Genomic DNA, 17,895 nt, shown 5'->3' on the forward strand with positions numbered 1-17,895 from the left:
GTTAGGAGACAGCATGAAGCGTATCCCCAGTTCAACATCCTGGTCTGGCCTGTGGCTATGTGCTGCTTTGTTGCTGGGGCTAAGCCTGAATGTGCAAGCGGCCAGCAAGCACAAAAACAAAGCAGCGCCTGAAGCCGCGGCCAGCGAGCAAGCCAGTGCCGACAGCGGCGCGGATATATCTTACCTGCTGATCGCCTCCTCCAAAGGCGATATCACCACGGTAAAAGCCCTGCTCAAAAGCGGTGCCAACCCTAATGTCACCGATGGCGAGAAGATCACGCCGCTGATGTATGCCGCACGCAAAAACCAGGCAGAGGTGATACGCGCGCTGCTTGACGGCGGTGCCAACATCAATGCCAAAGACCAGGGTGGCTGGACAGCGCTGATGTTCGCCGCCAAAAAGAACAACATAGACGCGGTGAAAGTGCTGCTGGATAAAGGCAGCGATGTCAAAGTACGCGACCCGGATGGCTGGAGTGCGCTGGGCCTGGCTGCCACATCGGGCTATAGCGAGATAGTCGGCCTGATCATCGCCAAAGGTTTTGACGCCAATGTACGCGCCAGCGATGGCAAAACCGTGCTCATGTATGCCGCCAAAAGTGGCAATGTGCCTACCATCACCGCCATCCTTAAAAACGGCGCCGACCCTAACCTGAAAGACAAACTGGGCACCACCGCGCTCATGATTGCAGCCAGGGAAGGCTTTACCCCGGCGGTGATCACCTTGCTGGAACATGGTGCCAAGCTAGAAGAAGAAGACGAGCATGAATGGACGGCGCTGACCTGGGCCGTGAAAAAAGACCAGAAAGAAGTAGCCTCTGCCCTGCTGGAGCGCAAAGCGGACATAGACCACGAGGATAGCGAAGGCACGCCGCTGTTGCATCTGGCCGTCAGCAACAACTCTCCGGACATGGCCGCCCTGCTGATCAAACACGGCGCGGATGTTAAAACCCGTGACCAATATGGCCTGACGGCTTATGTCTATGCACTCAAGGCGCAAAACCCGGCCATGGTTGAGCTGATCAAAGCCGCCGGTGGTAAATACTGAATGACTGCTGCATGAAAATCGCCATTGCCCAAATGAACAGCATGGTCGGTGCCATGCAGAAAAATGCCGAACGCATACTCGAACTAGCCAACCAGGCCCATCAGGCAGGCGCCCGCCTGTTGCTGACACCTGAGCTGTCGCTGTGCGGCTACCCACCTGAAGATCTGTTGTTCAGGCAGGACTTTTACGCCGCCAACCAGCGCGCACTACACTGGCTGGAACAGCAGTTGCCCGCTGAGCTGGCAGTGTTGATAGGCCACCCGCACGAAATCGCCGGCAAACGCTATAACGCCGCTACGCTGATACACTCTGGCCGTATCCAGGCCACTTATCATAAACATCACCTGCCCAACTATAACGTGTTTGATGAAGAGCGTTATTTTGTCGCCGGCGATCTGCCACTGGTGTTTGAATGGCAAGGCACACGCTACGGCGTGCTGATCTGTGCCGATATCTGGGAACCCGCGCCTGCGCTGCAGGCCTTGCAGGCCAACGCACAAGTGCTGCTGGTGATCAATGCCTCGCCCTACCACCTGCACAAGCAGCAGACGCGTTACCAGGTGCTGCGTGAGCGCATACTCGAGACCGGCCTGCCTGTGATTTATGCCAATATGGTGGGCGGGCAAGACGAACTGGTGTTTGATGGCGGCTCATTCGCCATGAACAGCCAGGGCGAACTCACGCAGGAATTCCCCATGTTTGAGGACTGCCTGGGCTATCTGACGCTGGCACAGGCACAACCGGTGCCGGCAGCCATCAGCCAGCACCCTACTTTGGAGGCGACTGTCTACCAGGCCTTGCAGCTGGGCCTGAAAGACTACGTGGAAAAGAACCGCTTCCCCAGCGTGGTACTCGGTTTATCCGGCGGTATAGATTCGGCCCTGACCCTGGCTATCGCCGTCGATGCCCTGGGCAAAGAGCGCGTCAAAGCGGTGATGATGCCGTCAGAATTCACAGCAGATATCAGCATACAAGACGCCGCCGACATGGCTAGGCTGCTGGATGTCGAATACAGTGTGTTACCGATCAAACCCTTGTTTAACGGCTTTTGCGAAACGCTGGCTGAAGAGTTCACCGGCAAGGCATTTGATACCACCGAAGAAAACCTGCAGGCGCGTATCCGCGGCATGCTGCTGATGGCGATCAGCAATAAATTCGGCCACCTGGTCATCACCACCGGCAACAAGTCAGAGACCGCCGTCGGTTACAGCACGCTATACGGCGATATGGCCGGCGGCTTTGCCCTAATCAAAGACGTACCTAAAACACTGGTGTATAAACTGGCCAACTACCGCAACAGCCTGGGCCAGGTGATCCCGCCGCGTATCATCACCCGCCCGCCCAGCGCCGAATTGCGCGCAGACCAGACCGACCAGGACAGCCTGCCCGCCTATGAGATACTCGACGCCATCATGGAAGCCTATGTGGAAAAAGACCAGGGCATAGAAAGCATCATCCAAAAAGGCTTTAGCCGCGCCGACGTTGAGCGCGTCACCCGGCTGATAGACCGTAACGAATACAAACGCAGGCAGGCAGCAGTGGGTGTGCGCATCACCGAACGTGGCTTTGGTAAAGACCGCCGCTACCCTATCACTTGCCAGCTGACATTTTGAACACCTTTGCCTATTTGGCCGCTGCGGCATTTGAATTAACAGCAGTGGTTGCGTAGAATGTTTTAAAAGTTAACCACGGAGCACATATGAAAAAACTTGAAGCCGTCATTAAACCATTCAAACTCGATGAAGTACGCGAGGCCTTGTCAGCGATTGGTGTCAACGGACTCACCGTGACAGAAGTCAAAGGCTTTGGCCGCCAGAAAGGCCATACCGAACTTTACCGTGGTGCCGAATACGTGGTGGACTTTTTGCCCAAGATCAAAGTAGAAGTAGTGCTGGCAGAAAACATGCTCGATAACGCGATTGAAGCCATCATCAAGGCAGCGCACACCGGCAAGATTGGTGATGGCAAGATCTTTGTCACCTCGGTCGAACAAGTGATCCGTATCAGAACCGGTGAAACCGGCGAAGCGGCCATCTAAAGTACACGATAGCTCTGTATCTCCCCTATGGCAACTCAACCCGGGTTGCCATACTCACCCCACCAGGAAAACCAATGAGTTTTACGCTACTTAAAACCATAGGATTACTCAGCATCTCCAACCTGTTCATGCTGTTTGCCTGGTATGGTCACCTCAAAAACCTCAGCAGCAAACCGTGGATCATCGCGGCACTGGTCAGCTGGGGTATCGCACTGGTCGAATACCTGTTCCAGGTACCCGCCAACCGCATAGGTTACACCCAGTTCAACCTGGGGCAACTCAAGATCCTGCAAGAAGTGATCACCCTGGTCATCTTTGTCCCGTTTGCCATCTTCTACATGCAACAGCCACTGAAATGGGATTACCTGTGGGCCGGCTTGTGCATACTGGGCGCGGTGTACTTTATTTTCCGCAGCTGACCTTGCTGCTCCCCTCCCCTGGCCGTAAGGGCAGGGCCTGAACGGGCTATTTCCTTCCATAGTCCGCATCATTATGATTGCCACATTAACAAATCCAATCAAACCTCGTTAATCAGGGAATCATATGATGAAAAAATTACTTGCCGCCGCTTTACTGTTAGCCAGCACCTCTGTTTTTGCGACTACCTCTACCTTTAGTGGCTACGACAAACCAGGTACCGGCAACGCCAACACCACCAAGATCAGCATCTCCTACCATGACACTAGTTTTTTCAACCTGTCAGGTGAAGTAGACCCGTCCTCATGGGTGACATGGATACAAGATAAAAACTCCGGCCTGTATCTGGAAGGCAGCCTGTTCAGCGATAAAGGCGATACCTACACCTGGTCACCGGTCGCTTCACTGAGTGACGTGGACCCTACAGTGTGGAAATTCAATTTCTCAAATCTGGCTGCAGGTAATTACACTTTGCAGTTCAACCTCGCGGGTGGCGGCAACTATACTGGTAGCTATACCGTTTCAGCAGTGACCTCAGCTGTGCCAGAGCCAGAAACTTACGGCATGATGTTGTTTGGTCTGGGTTTGATGGGTACTATCGCTTTGCGTCGCCAGAAGAACCGTTAATTTAACGGCAGCGTGGTTGTAAAAAAAGCCTCATGGTTCATGAGGCTTTTTTGTTTTCGGCGGTGGTATAGACAAGAGAGTTGGTTGATAGCGAGTGATGCAGTTGCTGGAAGTTGCAATTGGTATTTCTCTAGATGATTCAATGCACCGTTTGTGCTCTGATTCAGCGTTCTTTTTCGCCTCTAGGCGAGTTACTTTTCTTTGCTTGCCCAAAGAAAACGTAACCAAAAGAAATGCACCCTAGCATCCGCTTGTTTCCTCCGTTGCTCATCAACGTGGGCGTCCAACGAAACTCGCCCTAGCGGCTTGCACACCCCGCAAGCCACCGCGGAACTCGAACAGACGCTGGCCGAAAACTCCCACGCTGACTGCGCTACTCGGCGCGTCAGATAGGGGCCCGTTTAAAACCACCACGATGGACCACTTGTGAACCGCCAAGTGCAGTGGGCCTTTAGAAACTGTGTAATCTAAGACCAAACCCGCCAATTATACTTTTTTGTTTTAGATTTGTTTTGTTACGCTGGTTGCGACCGCTTATGCCTAAGTCGGGCAAAACAATGGACGAGAGCAAAGTAGACAACAAGCTGTAATTTAGCTATTTCTTTGGATGGTTCAGTGCACCGTTTGTGCTCTGATTCAGCGTTCTTTTTCGCCTCTAGGCGAGTTACTTTTCTTTGCTTGCACAAAGAAAAAGTAACCAAAAGAAATGCACCCTAGCATCCGCTTTTTCCCTCCGTTGCTCGTCAACGTGGGCGTCCAACGAAACTCGCCCTAGCGGCTTGCACACCCCGCAAGCCACCGCGGAACTCGAACAGACGCTGGTCGACCCCTCCCACGCTGACTGCGCTACTCGGCGCGTCAGATAGGGGCCCGTTTAAAACCACCACGTTGAAAATTCAGTTAACTGCAATAGACAGTGGGTGCTTAGCAACTGGGTGATCTAAGACCAACCCGCCAACGCTCTTTCTGCTTTGCTTTTGATTTGTTTTATTACGCTGGTCGAACGGGATGCAATGTAAGGAAACTCACCTAACTAACTGCGTAGTGGTGTTGACTTCGGGCCCCTATTTGACGCGCCGAGTAGCGCAGGCAAAATAAGGAGGAAGGGAGCGACTGTTTGAGTTCCGCGGTGGCCTGCGTTCTGTGCAGGCCGCTAGGGCGAGTTTCGCGACCGCTTATTTTGACGAGCAACGCAGGAAACAAGCGGATGCTAGGGTGCCCTTTCTTTTGGTGTCTTTTCTTTGGGCACGCAAAGAAAAGGCACTCGCCTAGAGGCGAAATAAAATGCTGAATCAGCGCACCGAACCATTCAAAGAACTACCAATTACGGTCAGCCGAGCAACGGTGTATTTGCTTGTGATTTGTTTCTTAAGCTGGTCGAGCGGGATACGAAGTGAGAACGACTCACCTCAATAACCGCGTAGTGTCTTTCCAGGGTCCCCTATCTGACGCGCCGAGTAGCGCAGGCAGCGTGGGAGTATTCGGCCAGCGTCTGTTCGAGTTCCGCGGTGGCTTGCGTAGTGTGCAAGCCACTAGGGCGAGTTTCGTTGGACGCCCACGTTGACGAGCAACGCAGGAAACAAGCGGATGCTAGGGTGCCCTTTCCTTTGGTTACTTATCCTTTGGGCAAGCAAAGGAAAGTAACTCGCCGAGGGGCGAAAAACAACCTGCCAATCATCCAAAGAACTACCGATTAGAACCTAAAAGCCAGTACTTCATTCCAACCAAGCCACTCCCTACTCCCTAGCTCCTGCCCCTCACATATCCCACCTCAAATGCACCTGCGCCGTCACACTCTCCAAATCACTCTGCTCTATCGCCTTCTGATAACTCATGCTGCCCGCCAGGCTCAGGCCATACTTAAACGTCATCCGGCTAGCCAACCCCACTTGCAGGCTGGTATTGGCAAAATCTGCCTCTACCCGGCTCTGCGCTGCCGGGGTGCTGAAACGCACGCGCTGCTCGCCGCCACTGCGGTGCCAGATGTTGAATAAGGCTTCTGTCACCCATGGCCGGGTGGCTTGTTTGTCTTCCCACGCCAGTCTGGCGCCTAGCCGGCTGAGTACGCTGTTGTCGCTATCCAGCCGTGCTTTAGTATTGCCCGCCAGGTGCAGGTCGTTGAATTCTTGTACCTGGTAGATGAGTTGTGCCTGTGGCTCTAAGGTCAGGTGCTGGTTGAGGGGGAGTGGCAGGCCGGCTTGCAGGCTGGCGGCGGCGCCATTGCTTTTGAGGGTGGCGCTATCGCCGCTGCTGATGCTGCCTTTGCCCTGGTGCAGTTGCACGGCAGTTTTGAGGTTGACGCCGTTGGGGAGTTGGCTGAGCAGGTATAGACCACCCAAATAGGTGGTCTGGCTGAGGTTACCGGCGTCGCTGTGTGAAGGGCTGCGCAGCAGGCCACTGGCATCACCCTGGCTATAGAGTACTGAGCCATACGCGCCTAAGCGGGTGGTGCTGGTTTCGTTGCGCCAGAGGTCGCCGCCCAGGTGCAGGCCGCTGATCCAGCTGCTGTAGCTGGGGTTGACGCTGCCATCACCGCCGGCATGCAGGCGCTCCTGGCTGGCGAATAGCCACAGCGGGTGTTTGGCGTTGGGGTCGGTGCTGGTATCCATGCTGCTGCCTACGCTTTGCGGGCCATGCAGCAGCGCATGCAGGGCCATACGGCCGGAGAGATCCATGAGTGCGGGCAAGGCGGCGCTGGCGGGACGGTAGGCCGTCTGTCCATTCAATTGACCACTTGACGGACTCCCTAACTGGCTGCTCAGATACCAGTTCTGCCCATTGCCGTTTGCATCGCCAGGGCGCAACCGGTATTCGTAGGCACCTGCATACACCGGCTGCTTGAGCTTGAAACCATCTTTGCTGCTTTGTGCGGTGGTGACGGCACTGCCTTGCGCCTCGACCACCAGCAGGCCGTTGCCCGTGGTCTTGGCACCGAGGCCGCCATGGTTGCGGATGGCAAGATTGGTGGTGCCGGTGACAGTACCGCCATCGCGGATGACGATCTTGTCACCCGCCACACTACCGTTGTCCAGCACCTGGTTGAGCGTGATCAGGCCACCTTTGCCGACGAGATTCTCTATGCTCAGGGTTTTGGCGGCAAACGCGCCGCCGGGGGCTTCAAAGTCGATATGGCCGGTGCCCAGAAGATTGAGGGTATTGAGGGCAGAACCGGCGGTCATTTTCCAGGTAGTTGTAAGTGGGGATCCGCTATCTTTGCTGCCTGGCTCGAACCTGATATAGCCTTTCCATATCGAGCCAGCATAAATAAAAGCATTGCCACCGGATTTGACAGTGAGGTTTTCTATAGTCCCATTTGCGAAAACAGACACTTTCCCATCTGCTTTTACAGTGGTTTCCTTCGCAGTACCGCCTGGCTCTACATACTGAACACCGCGGTCTTCCACTGAGGTGACGTCTGCTATGCCATAAACAAACTGCTCGCTGGACGTAGACCCATTCGCACCGCGCACCGTCGTGTTTTTCGCCTTGCCATTAACCAATTGTGTATCACCGTCCTTAATCACGATATCCTCAACAGTCTGGTTAGATTCCACTGTAAAAACGGCCGCCTGGGCCTGCTCAGCACTCAGGTATAACAAGGCCAACAGCAGGCTGGCTGGAGTTAATAAACGGCTCTGCGAACCAGGTAAAGAACTGGGCTGAGCTTGGGGGTTAACGTGAGAGTGCAGAGATAGAAAGCCTGTTGTTTGCAGGGGCTTAGTTGTGTTTTTTGGCATGCCGCTGGCCTTTCCAGATGAAAGCTTGAGAATAAAAATGCAGGTAGTGCGGCATTCTCAAACATCTGGCAGCCATAAAGCTGACAAAAACTATCACTTGTTAACGGCAGACACATCGTTGCCTGACGCGGAAACTGACGGCATGCTGCTGTTAGGCCTGGGCCTGATGGATACTATCGCTATGCGTCGCCAGAAAAACTGCTAATCAAGCAGTAGCGCAGTTGCAAAAAAAAGCCTCATATTCATGAGGCTTTTTTGTTTTCTGCGGCTTAAGCATGCTGACTTATGCATGCCGACCTTAAGTAAAGGGCGGCATCAAGCGGTGCGGGAGAAGATCTCGCGCACGGCAGCCAGGTCGGCGGGGGTATCCACGCCAGTGGCTGGTGCATGCTCGGTCACGGTGACCGCGATCTGGTAACCGTGGTAGAGCACGCGCAGTTGTTCCAGGCTCTCTATCTGTTCAAGGCTGGTCACCGGCAGGCTGGCATAGCGCTTGAGAAAACCGACGCGATAAGCATAAATGCCTATGTGGCGGTGCGCGACCAGATGTTGTTTATATTCGGCATCACGTGGATAAGGGATAGCGGCACGACTGAAGTACAGCGCCTGCCCGCTGGCGTTGAGCACGACTTTGACCACATTGGGGTTTTCAAAGTGCTCCAGGTCATGGATAGGGTGGCAGGCCGTGGCCATGACTGCCTGACTATCGTTGTGCAAAGCTTGCGCGACTTCATTGATCAACACCGGGTCTATCAAAGGCTCGTCGCCCTGCACATTGACCACTATGGTTTCATCTGACCAGCCCATGCTTTGCACCACCTCGGCAATGCGGTCTGTGCCTGAAGGGTGGTCCGCACGCGTCATGACTGAGGCATAGCCATACTGCCCGGCCACTTGCAATATAGGGGCATGGTCAGTGGCTATTACCACCTCGCCCGCCTGGCTTTTGCTGGCCTGCACCGCCACCTGGATCACCATAGGCTTACCGGCGATATCCAGCAGGGGCTTGCCTGGCAGGCGGCTGCTGGCGAAACGGGCAGGGATGACGACCTTGAACATATGCGCCTGCCCTACTCGCTGTACTCGTGCTCTTGCAGGCGGCGCGCTTCATCTTCGAGCATGACGGGAATGCCGTCGCGCACCGGATAGGCCAGGCGGGCAGACTTGGAGATCAACTCCTGTTTTTGTTTGTCGTAGACCAGCGGCCCTTTGGTGACCGGGCACACCAGGATTTCCAGCAACTTGGGATTCATTTTTTATTTCCTTCGCGTTGTTTTAGCAGACTGATCACGCAATCTGCGAATGTTTGGCTGTGCCCTAGCGGTTTCAACTCGGCAGTCACAGGTAAAAACCAGGCATCGCTTAAAGCCAGATGCCTGCATTTTACGGCATCTTTCTCGGTCATCAGTATGGTTTTAGCAGACAAGTCTGCAAAATCCGCCTGCGTGTAAGCATGATGGTCGGCAAATACTTTAGTTTCACAATTTAGCCCCAGCGCCTGTATGGTCTGGAAGAATCGTTGCGGATGGGCTATGCCGGCGATGGCCACTAACGGCCGCGCCTGTAATGCGGCCAGGCTGATATGGCGGGAAGAATCAGACAGTGAGGTCCACTGCCCCAGCTGCAAAGACTGCTGAAAGGCTGGCGCTTGCTTTTCAGCTGTAGGCACTTGGCTTTCAGCCGCTGGTAGTTGCCCGCTCTCGACCAGCAGGTCCACCGTTTGCAAACGCTTTAAAGGCTCACGCAATGGCCCGGCGGGCAGCAAGCGGCCATTGCCCAAACCATGCGGGCGGTTGACCACCGCGATCTCAATATCGCGCTGCAAGGCATAATGTTGCAAGCCATCATCGCAGATCAACACATCGGTTTCAGGATGCGCCTGTAGCAGAGCGCGGCCAGCGACTGCGCGCAAGGCATGCACCCATACCGGGCTAGCGCTGCGTTGCGCGATCAGCACCGGCTCATCGCCATACAGCTCAGGTGCGCTTTCAGGGCTGACGGCGCCAGTCTGCCGGCCACCATAGCCGCGACTTATAATACCCGGCGAATAGCCTGCTGCACGCAATGCCTGGGCCAGATGTATCACCAGTGGGGTTTTGCCTACACCGCCGACTGAAATATTGCCGATGACGATCACCGGCACCGGTAATCTGCTGCTGGCAAACAGCCGCCAGCGATATAGCGCACGGCGTAAGGCCGCCAGGCCGGCAAACAGCCAAGATAATGGCAAAAGCAGGCATTGCGCCCACCCTTTGTATTGCCATTGCCGCTCAAACCATGACTGCCACATCAGTCGTCTTGAAACTCTTTGTGGTACAGCCGGTTGTAATAGCCATTGAGCGCCAGCAACTCCTGGTGCGAGCCAGTCTCTATGATCTTGCCGTTATCCATCACCAGTATGCGGTCGGCGTTCTCCACCGTGCTCAGGCGGTGTGCGATCACTATGGTCGTGCGGTTCTGCATCAGTCTGTCGAGGGCGTTCTGCACATGCAGTTCTGACTCGCTATCGAGCGCAGAAGTCGCTTCATCGAGTAGCAATATAGGTGCGTTCTTGAGGATGGCACGCGCGATGGCGATGCGTTGGCGCTGGCCGCCGGACAAACGCACGCCGCGGTCGCCTATCTCACTTTGCAGACCCAGCGGCATATGCTGGATAAATTCCCAGGCGTTGGCGGCTTTGGCGGCTTCTATCACCTCGGCTTCGCTGGCATTGCGCAAGGCTCCATAAGCAATATTGTTAAACAGGGTGTCGTTGAACAACACGATATCCTGGCTCACCAGGGAGAACTGCGCGCGCAGGCTTTCCAGCTGGTAGTCGCGCACATCGACGCCATCCAGCAGTACTGCGCCCTCCTGCACTTCATAAAAGCGCGGCAATAGATTCACCAGCGTGGTTTTGCCACTGCCGGAACGGCCTACCAGTGCGACTTTCTCGCCGGCACTGACCTGAAAACTCAGCTGGCTTAAAGCACTGCTCTTGGCTTGCGGGTAGCGCACGGTCACATCTTTAAACACCAGCTCACCGCGCGCATGCGCCAGGCGGTAACTGCCGCTTTCGCGCTCATTGTCCAGGTCCATCAGCTCAAACACACTTTGTGCAGCTGCCAGCCCGACCTGTACATCTTCATTGGCGGCAGTGATATGTTTGATAGGCGCGATCAGCATCAGCAAAGCGCCTATAAATGCCGCGAACTCGCCGACCGTGAACTGGCCCAGGGCGTAATACACCACCAGCCCCAAGGCCAGTGCCGACAGGATCTCGATGACAAAACTATTCAGGCCGGAGATCCTGGCGGTGCGTAATTCCAGGGTGCGGTTTTTAGCCACCACATTGGCAAAACGCTCATTCTCAAACGCCTGCGCGCCGAAGATCTTGACGATACGTTGCGCTGAAATCGCTTCTTCGGCAGTTTTGGTGATCTCGCCCACCGCCTCCTGCACTTTCTTGGCATTGGCGCGCAGTTTGGGCGTAGACCTGGCCAGGTACATGCCCATGATAGGTGCCACGGCGGCAAATACTAGCGTCAGTTTCCAGTCCAGGTAGATCATGTATGCCACCAGGCCTATCACCGTCAGCACGTCGCGCAACACATTCAGGGCCGAGCGCGTCACCACATTAGAAAGGCGCTCAATGTCATAGGTCAGTTTGGAAACCAGCAGGCCATTGGAGTTGGCATCAAAAAAACTGACCGGCAGCATCAGCAGCTTGGAGAACACCTGGTTACGCAGTTTTTCTACCACGCGGCGGGCGACGATACGCAGGCTATAAGAAGAAAAGAATCCGGCCAGCGCGCGCACCGTCATCAGGGCGAACAGCAGCAAAGGCAGTCCGAACTTCTGTTGCGACGACTGTCTGACAAAGCCTTCATCGGTGATCTCCTTGATCAGGGCGAGGAAGGCGGTATTGCTGGAGGAAAGCACGGCAGTGGCGACCATGGACACCACAAAGTGCATCTTGTGATCCCAGGCGTAGGCGATCAGCCGTTTATACAGCTTGCCGGGATTAACGATTTTATTCTGATCAGATTTCTGTTTGCGGGCCATGCCACTTCTCGGGAAAACGGTTAAGGAAACACAGACCAGTTGTTAAATAGGTGCAAGCCGCAGCGATGTGCGACTGATGTTTCCTAAACAAATAGCCCGCCAAAATGACGGGCCTGTAAACGGAACTTATAACAAAATAACTGGGCACCAAAATAGCAAGGCGAATGGTTCAGGCGACAAAGTAAGCCTAAGTTCACCTAGTTAGCATTCACCTGGGTGGCAAAAGTGATATGGGTGTAATTCGCCAGGCGAGATGCTTCCATAATATTGATCACAGACTGATGCGTGGCCTTGGCATCGGCATTGATGATAATGGTAGGCTCTTTACCTGCTGGCCCTTTGGCCCCGGCCTGCGCCAACGCGCTGGACAACTCGGACACCACTGCACCATTGGCTTCTTTACCGTTCACCAGGTAACGGCCACTGGCATCTACTTCAACGGTGATGGTGATTGGTTTTTCTTGTGGCGAACTGGCATCTGCGGTCGGCAGATTGATCTGCAGTTCGCTAGTGCGTGAAAAAGTGGCACTGACGATCAGGAAAATAATGATCACCAGCAACACATCGATCAGTGGAATAAAGTTGATCTCCAACTCTTCGTCGCGGACACCACGCTTGAAATTCATAATTTGCCTTAAACCTTGATTGCGACCTAGTTGCGGTCACCGTGGATGATCTCGACCAGCTTGATCGCCTGCTGCTCCATATCCACCAGGAAACCATCTACTTTGCTGCGGAAATACCTGTAGGCGATCATGGCAGGCACCGCCACCACGATACCGGCGGCCGTGTTGTACAGTGCCACTGAAATACCACGCGCGAACTGGGCGACATCGTGGCCGCTATTGGTGAATGAACCAAACAGTTCCACCATACCTATCACGGTACCCAGCAGACCCAGCAATGGCGCGACCGTGGCGATGGTGCCCAGGGTAGGCAGGTATTGTTCAAGCTTGTGGGCGACTGCACGGCCGGTTTCTTCGATCGCTTCTTTGGTGATCTCGCGCGAGTTGCCGATATTGGCCAGTGCGCTGGCAAAAACCTTGCCTAACAGGGAGTGGGCTTCGAGCCGGCTTAAGGTTTCGCGCGTGACGCCACCTTGTTTGAGCCAGTTTTGCACTTCGGGTAATAATTGATCAGGAGTGACGACTGATGCGCGCAAAGCCCAGGAACGCTCCACAATAATCGCCAGCGCAATAACGGAAGCAATAACCAGAGGCCAGATTGGCCAACCGGCCGCTAAAATGATTTCCCACACAGCAAACACTCCAGTTGTTTTTAAACTTCCGCTACTTTAGCGTTAACCAGCCCTGAGGGCAAGTTTTGTCAGGTATCGCCAGCGTTACAATTCACAGCGTGACTATTCCCAATAGCGCGGTTCGACCTGGCGCCAGCGTCGCACTAGTGGCTTGTGTCCGGATAAAAAATCAATCAGCACTGCGCCATCTCTGTCTGATCGCAGTATTTGCGTGCCTTGCGTCTCATAGCGGGCAAGCACCTCGGCTTTGGGATGGCCAAAGCGATTCAGGTAACCAGCCGTGGCGATCGCAACCGCCGGTTGCGTGCCCTGCACAAAAGCGGGCGTGGAAGAGGTCTTGCTGCCATGATGCGGGATGGTCATCACGGTAGTGGGTAATTGATCAGGGGCGGTTTCTAATAACCAGTGTTCCGCTTCTTTCTCGATATCACCGGTCAACAGCAAGCTGCCGTGGGCCGACGTCACTTTGATCACACAACTCTTGTTGTTATCTTTCACCTCTGCTGTTGCAGCTTGTGCTGGAGCAAGCACGTGAAAAACCACTTGATCCCACTGCCATTGTTGCCCCTGACGGCATGATTGAAGCGGCAAAGCGGGTGCGTGCGGCAGTGCCTGCATTTGCCTGAAAAAATCAGCCTCTGCTGTGAGCGAACTCAGGAGTTTGCCAGCGGGAACACCCGCCAGCACCGAGGCCATGCCACCGGAATGATCGTTATCATCGTGCGATATCACTGCGGTATCCAGCTGACGCACCCCCAGATGGCGTAAATAAGGCAACACGATGCGCTGACCGGCATCGCTTTCTTCATTGTAAGCAGGGCCGGCGTCATACAGCATGCTATGGTGGGCGGTCTGCACCAGCACACTGAGACCCTGGCCGACATCCAGCACCGTGACCCGCATTTGACCGGGTTGCAGCACTGATAGCGTGGGTAGCAATAGCGGCAACCACAACAGCAACCCGGCCCAGCGCAATGGCCAGCCCCGTGGCAGTAACCAGACCAGCATGCCTGCCATAGACAGACACCACGCCCACACGGAAGGCGTAGGCAAATACCAAACCGCGCCTGGCCACTGTCGTAACCAGTACAAGCCATGTGCGCACCACTCCCACAACGTGGCGGCAAAATGTAACAGGAAATCCAGCGGCAGGATGGCGCCAGCAATCGCCAGTGGTACTACCGCCAGACTTACTACGGGTATCGCCAGGCCATTCGCCAGCGGTGAAATCAACGACAACTGGTTGAACAGGAAAATCAACACCGGCACAAACGCCAGCGTGATCACCCACTGGGTGTGCAATGCATTACGCCACCAGCGCGCAGGCCGCAAACGGCCACTCAGCGCAAAAGCCAGGATGGCCACTGCGCCGAACGATAACCAGAAACCTGGTGCCATCACCGCCCAGGGATCCAATACCAGTACGACCCAGACCGCTGCACTCAACACCCAGGCAAAAGGCACGCGCTGCTTTAAACTCAGCATCGCCATCATGGTCAGCAGCATGAATAAGGTACGCTGGGTGGGGATAGAGAATCCGGCCAGGGCAGCATAGGCGATGGCGACCAGTGCCCCGCCGCTGCCTGCTGCCAGGCGGGAAGGGATACGCAACGCCCAGCCAGGGCGCAGCCGCCATAGCCAGCTGACGAACAGATAGCCTAAAGACGCCAGCATGGTGATATGCAAGCCGGAGATAGAGACCAGATGATTGACGCCGGTATCGACAAACAATTGCCAGTCGGCGCGCGCTATCTGGCTATCGTCGCCTATCACCAGCGCCCTTAATACTGCACTCTGCGGCGTAGTGCCCAGCACTTTTTCTATCCTGTCGCCGACACGGGCGCGAGCATAAGCGATCAGCGCGGATGGCTGCCACACCAGTGCCTGCAACCTGCGCATAGGCGCTTTGCTGACGATAGAACCGCCAGCTCCTATCTGGTTAGCCAGGCACCAGCCTGCATAATCAAAGCCGTGCGGGTTTCTGGTCGCGTGTGGGCGTTTGAGCCTGACCTGCCATTGCCAGCGCTCGCCTGCCTGCAATTGCGGTAATACTCGCGATGATGCCGCTGCTGGGCTGCAAGAAAATTGCTGGTCGGGAGAAAATTTTCGATTGGGATAAGACTGCTGGTAAAGATGTAATCTGACGCGCTGCGGCAGCGGGCAGTCTGCCCTGAAACTGCGCTCTATGGCAAAGTCCACATGCTGGCCACGCGCGTCGCGCTCAGGCACACCGACGATGACGCCCTGCACGGTGATCACCTGATGTTCGCAAGCGGCGGGCAACTGTGCCTGCAAGCGATGCCAGGCACGCAGTTGCGCCCAGGCAAAGCCTAGGGCCGCCACCAGTAAAATCACAAACAGTTTACGGAATAACTGGGAATAAGCCTGCCAGCGCGCGCCGGCAGTAGCACTGCGATAAGCCAGCGACCAGGCCAGCGTCAACGCCAGCAACCAACAGAGCCACACAGCCAGAGACCAAAGACGGGGTTGTTGCTGTAACAGCCATACACCAAACAACAACCCTAAGGTGGCGCCCGGCAGCATGAATGTTCTACACCGGGGTCAGCACCTGCTCGCCAAGCGCGGTGATCGCTTGCAGTGTGCCATCTTGCAGGCGATATTGCTTGTGCATACGCGCTGCCAGCGACAGGTCATGCGTCACCACCACCAGCGCCGTGCCCCGCTCTTGCTGTATCTTTAACAGCAGCTCGAATACGTGTTCGGCAGTTTGCCGGTCCAGGTTGCCGGTAGGCTCATCGGCCAGCACGCAGCGTGGCTCTGTCACCAGTGCGCGTGCCAGTGCCGCACGTTGCCGCTCGCCACCAGATAACTCGCCCGGCGTATGTTCCAGGCGGTGGGACAGGCCCACCAGCGTCAGATAGTATTCGGCTTGTGCCAGTGCCTGCGCACGTGGGATGCGGCGTATGAATAAAGGCATGGCCACATTTTCCAGCGCACTGAACTCAGGCAACAAGTGATGAAACTGGTAAACAAAGCCCAGATACTGGTTACGCATGGCGCTTTTTTCCACCTCGGACAGCGTAGACAGCGGCTTGCCTAACCATTGCACCTGGCCGTGGCTAGGGGCATCCAGCCCGCCCAGCAGATGCAGCAGTGTGCTCTTGCCACTGCCGGATGCGCCGACGATGGCGATATGTTCACCGGCTGCCAGGGTCAGGTCGACGCCGGTCAATACCGAGGTATCCAGCCCCTGATAGGTTTTAGCCAGGCCCTGGCACTGCAAAATCAGATCACTCATAACGCAAGGCCTCCGCCGGATTCATTTTGGAAGCACGTCCACTTGGGTATAGTGTCGCCACCAGGCTCAGAAAAATAGATAGGCCGATGATGGTCGTCACATCGGACCACATCAGTTTGGAAGGCAGGTCACTGATGTAGTAGACGTCTTTGGATAAGAACTGCACATTGAAAGTATGCTCTATCCACGGCACCACCGTTTCAATGTTCAGTGCCAGCAGCACGCCCAGCAATGCGCCAGAAAAAGTGCCTATCACGCCTATCATGGCGCCCTGCACTACGAACATGCGCCGTATCGCCTGCGGCGTCGCCCCCATGGTGCGCAGAATGGCGATGTCGGCCCGCTTGTCGGTCACCGCCATCACCAGCGTAGACACGATATTGAAGGCAGCCACCGCCACGATCAACGCCAGGATGATAAACATGACGCGTTTTTCGAGCTGGATAGCCTTGAAGAAATTGGCATGCTGCTGGGTCCAGTCGGTAATGTAATAATTGGGCCCCAGCGCCTGCATCAATTCACGGCTGACGCGGTCTGCGGCAAACAGGTCGGCCAGTTTGAGGCGCAAGCCAGACACCTGGTCGCCCATGCGATAGAGTTTGGCCGCATCATCCAGGTGTATCAGCGCCAGGCCGGCATCATATTCATACATGCCGACCTGAAAGATACCAGTCACGGTAAATTGCTTGATACGTGGCACCAGCCCGGCCGGGGTCACCTGCCCTTGCGGTGCCATCAGCACGACTTTCTCGCCTATGCGCACACCCAGCGCCTGCGCCAGGTCGCCACCCAGCACGATATTGAATTTGCCGGCCTGCAGATCCTGCAGCTTGCCTATCTTCATCTGCGTGGATAAATCGGACACCGCGCCTTCGGCAGCAGGCAGCACGCCGCGTATCAATACGCCTTGCACCGCCTGGTCACGCGTCAGCATGCCTTGTGCCATCACATAAGGCGCCATGCCTTGCACCGGGCTGGAGAAAGTGTTGGCCGGCAGGGATTTGATCTGGCCCTCTACATGCTGCCAGTCAGACAAGCCGGCATCAAAACTGCGCACCTCTATATGCGAAGCCACGCCCAGGATGCGTTTGCGTAACTCATCCTGAAAACCGTTCATGACTGACAATACAACGATCAGGGCCATTACCCCGAGGGCGATACCTACCATGCTGGTCAGTGAGATGAAAGAAATAAAATGATTGTTACGCTTGGCGCGCGTATAGCGCCAGCCTATCCACAATTCATAAGGTAGCCGTTGGGCCAGCGCGTGTTTAAACGCAGAAAAAGAGGCTTTATTCATGCTCGCATGTTAACAGGTTTAAAGCGCAATTTGATGAGTGGCCAGCGCCTTATGCGCAAGCTTTAACACTATCAGCGCTTTTAGCTGGGTCTGCTGTCAGCCAAGTCTTACGCACAAATACAAGATCGTCCGACTGTTCTGCCTGCTGCTTGTGGCTACTATAGCTC

The 17,895-nt window shown here is 55.3% G+C and carries 16 protein-coding genes; 6 read left to right on the plus strand and 10 right to left on the minus strand.

The window, feature by feature from the left end; all coding sequences use genetic code 11:
* Positions 1 to 13: 13 nt before the first annotated feature.
* From ACFQ1Z_RS06810 to ACFQ1Z_RS06830, 5 genes are all read left to right on the plus strand, one after another.
* Entirely contained in the window at positions 14 to 1,048 is a 1,035-nt protein-coding gene (locus ACFQ1Z_RS06810) for an ankyrin repeat domain-containing protein (RefSeq protein WP_379056545.1), read from the plus strand.
* A gap of 11 nt (positions 1,049 to 1,059) precedes the next feature.
* Entirely contained in the window at positions 1,060 to 2,661 is a 1,602-nt protein-coding gene (locus ACFQ1Z_RS06815; RefSeq protein ID WP_379056546.1) for an NAD+ synthase, read from the plus strand.
* An 86-nt stretch (positions 2,662 to 2,747) separates the two neighbouring features.
* Positions 2,748 to 3,086 (plus strand): P-II family nitrogen regulator, encoded by a 339-nt coding sequence (locus tag ACFQ1Z_RS06820; RefSeq protein ID WP_325242023.1) that lies wholly within the window; start codon positions 2,748 to 2,750, stop codon positions 3,084 to 3,086.
* 74 nt (positions 3,087 to 3,160) lie between these two features.
* Positions 3,161 to 3,505: a DMT family protein gene (locus tag ACFQ1Z_RS06825; RefSeq protein WP_379056548.1), complete on the plus strand. Its 345-nt coding sequence runs from the start codon at positions 3,161 to 3,163 to the stop codon at positions 3,503 to 3,505.
* 124 nt (positions 3,506 to 3,629) lie between these two features.
* Complete coding sequence (locus tag ACFQ1Z_RS06830; protein ID WP_379056549.1) at positions 3,630 to 4,130, plus strand: FxDxF family PEP-CTERM protein; 501 nt, start codon at positions 3,630 to 3,632, stop codon at positions 4,128 to 4,130.
* A 1,757-nt stretch (positions 4,131 to 5,887) separates the two neighbouring features.
* On the opposite strand, the gene ACFQ1Z_RS06835 is transcribed toward ACFQ1Z_RS06830, so the two are convergent.
* Positions 5,888 to 7,735 (minus strand): autotransporter family protein, encoded by a 1,848-nt coding sequence (locus ACFQ1Z_RS06835; RefSeq protein ID WP_379056550.1) that lies wholly within the window; start codon positions 7,733 to 7,735, stop codon positions 5,888 to 5,890.
* Positions 7,736 to 7,853: 118 nt separating this feature from the next.
* Between ACFQ1Z_RS06835 and ACFQ1Z_RS06840 the strand changes: the two genes are divergently transcribed.
* Positions 7,854 to 8,072 (plus strand): hypothetical protein, encoded by a 219-nt coding sequence (locus ACFQ1Z_RS06840; RefSeq protein ID WP_379056551.1) that lies wholly within the window; start codon positions 7,854 to 7,856, stop codon positions 8,070 to 8,072.
* Positions 8,073 to 8,182: 110 nt separating this feature from the next.
* On the opposite strand, the gene kdsB is transcribed toward ACFQ1Z_RS06840, so the two are convergent.
* The 9 genes from kdsB to ACFQ1Z_RS06885 form a co-directional block, all read right to left on the minus strand.
* The gene (gene kdsB, locus ACFQ1Z_RS06845) at positions 8,183 to 8,926 is read right to left on the minus strand and encodes a 3-deoxy-manno-octulosonate cytidylyltransferase (protein WP_379056552.1); all 744 of its coding nucleotides are present in this window, start codon (positions 8,924 to 8,926) and stop codon (positions 8,183 to 8,185) included.
* 11 nt (positions 8,927 to 8,937) lie between these two features.
* Positions 8,938 to 9,120, minus strand: a complete 183-nt coding sequence (locus ACFQ1Z_RS06850; protein ID WP_379056554.1) for a Trm112 family protein — start codon at positions 9,118 to 9,120, stop codon at positions 8,938 to 8,940.
* A complete protein-coding gene (gene lpxK, locus ACFQ1Z_RS06855) occupies positions 9,117 to 10,157 on the minus strand; it encodes a tetraacyldisaccharide 4'-kinase (protein ID WP_379056556.1) in 1,041 nt (346 codons plus the stop codon). The genes ACFQ1Z_RS06850 and lpxK overlap by 4 nt, the downstream gene beginning before the upstream one ends.
* Positions 10,157 to 11,911 carry a lipid A export permease/ATP-binding protein MsbA gene (gene msbA, locus ACFQ1Z_RS06860; RefSeq protein WP_379056558.1) on the minus strand — a complete coding sequence of 585 codons (1,755 nt, stop codon included), beginning with the start codon at positions 11,909 to 11,911 and terminating at the stop codon, positions 10,157 to 10,159. The genes lpxK and msbA overlap by 1 nt, the downstream gene beginning before the upstream one ends.
* A 197-nt stretch (positions 11,912 to 12,108) precedes the next feature.
* Positions 12,109 to 12,537: an ExbD/TolR family protein gene (locus ACFQ1Z_RS06865; protein WP_379056559.1), complete on the minus strand. Its 429-nt coding sequence runs from the start codon at positions 12,535 to 12,537 to the stop codon at positions 12,109 to 12,111.
* 26 nt (positions 12,538 to 12,563) lie between these two features.
* On the minus strand, positions 12,564 to 13,169 hold the full coding sequence (locus ACFQ1Z_RS06870) for a MotA/TolQ/ExbB proton channel family protein (RefSeq protein WP_379056561.1): 606 nt from the start codon (positions 13,167 to 13,169) through the stop codon (positions 12,564 to 12,566).
* A gap of 102 nt (positions 13,170 to 13,271) precedes the next feature.
* Positions 13,272 to 15,635, minus strand: a complete 2,364-nt coding sequence (locus ACFQ1Z_RS06875; protein WP_379056563.1) for a DNA internalization-related competence protein ComEC/Rec2 — start codon at positions 15,633 to 15,635, stop codon at positions 13,272 to 13,274.
* Positions 15,636 to 15,720: 85 nt separating this feature from the next.
* Positions 15,721 to 16,428 carry an ABC transporter ATP-binding protein gene (locus ACFQ1Z_RS06880; protein ID WP_379056564.1) on the minus strand — a complete coding sequence of 236 codons (708 nt, stop codon included), beginning with the start codon at positions 16,426 to 16,428 and terminating at the stop codon, positions 15,721 to 15,723.
* Entirely contained in the window at positions 16,421 to 17,728 is a 1,308-nt protein-coding gene (locus tag ACFQ1Z_RS06885) for a lipoprotein-releasing ABC transporter permease subunit (RefSeq protein ID WP_379056565.1), read from the minus strand. The genes ACFQ1Z_RS06880 and ACFQ1Z_RS06885 overlap by 8 nt, the downstream gene beginning before the upstream one ends.
* Positions 17,729 to 17,895: the final 167 nt, after the last annotated feature.

Source organism: Methylophilus luteus (assembly GCF_042676265.1).
Classification (GTDB): domain Bacteria; phylum Pseudomonadota; class Gammaproteobacteria; order Burkholderiales; family Methylophilaceae; genus Methylophilus; species Methylophilus luteus.

What these genes read in the sequence shown, in the direction of transcription:
- ACFQ1Z_RS06850 (WP_379056554.1), bottom strand. Translation starts at nt 9,120, where the DNA reads ATGAATCCCAAGTTGCTGGAAATCCTGGTGTGCCCGGTCACCAAAGGG.
- msbA (WP_379056558.1), bottom strand. Translation starts at nt 11,911, where the DNA reads ATGGCCCGCAAACAGAAATCTGATCAGAATAAAATCGTTAATCCCGGC.
- ACFQ1Z_RS06880 (WP_379056564.1), bottom strand. Translation starts at nt 16,428, where the DNA reads ATGAGTGATCTGATTTTGCAGTGCCAGGGCCTGGCTAAAACCTATCAG.
- ACFQ1Z_RS06885 (WP_379056565.1), bottom strand. Translation starts at nt 17,728, where the DNA reads ATGAATAAAGCCTCTTTTTCTGCGTTTAAACACGCGCTGGCCCAACGG.
- lpxK (WP_379056556.1), bottom strand. Translation starts at nt 10,157, where the DNA reads ATGTGGCAGTCATGGTTTGAGCGGCAATGGCAATACAAAGGGTGGGCG.
- ACFQ1Z_RS06815 (WP_379056546.1), top strand. Translation starts at nt 1,060, where the DNA reads ATGAAAATCGCCATTGCCCAAATGAACAGCATGGTCGGTGCCATGCAG.
- ACFQ1Z_RS06830 (WP_379056549.1), top strand. Translation starts at nt 3,630, where the DNA reads ATGATGAAAAAATTACTTGCCGCCGCTTTACTGTTAGCCAGCACCTCT.
- ACFQ1Z_RS06810 (WP_379056545.1), top strand. Translation starts at nt 14, where the DNA reads ATGAAGCGTATCCCCAGTTCAACATCCTGGTCTGGCCTGTGGCTATGT.
- ACFQ1Z_RS06825 (WP_379056548.1), top strand. Translation starts at nt 3,161, where the DNA reads ATGAGTTTTACGCTACTTAAAACCATAGGATTACTCAGCATCTCCAAC.
- ACFQ1Z_RS06865 (WP_379056559.1), bottom strand. Translation starts at nt 12,537, where the DNA reads ATGAATTTCAAGCGTGGTGTCCGCGACGAAGAGTTGGAGATCAACTTT.
- ACFQ1Z_RS06820 (WP_325242023.1), top strand. Translation starts at nt 2,748, where the DNA reads ATGAAAAAACTTGAAGCCGTCATTAAACCATTCAAACTCGATGAAGTA.
- kdsB (WP_379056552.1), bottom strand. Translation starts at nt 8,926, where the DNA reads ATGTTCAAGGTCGTCATCCCTGCCCGTTTCGCCAGCAGCCGCCTGCCA.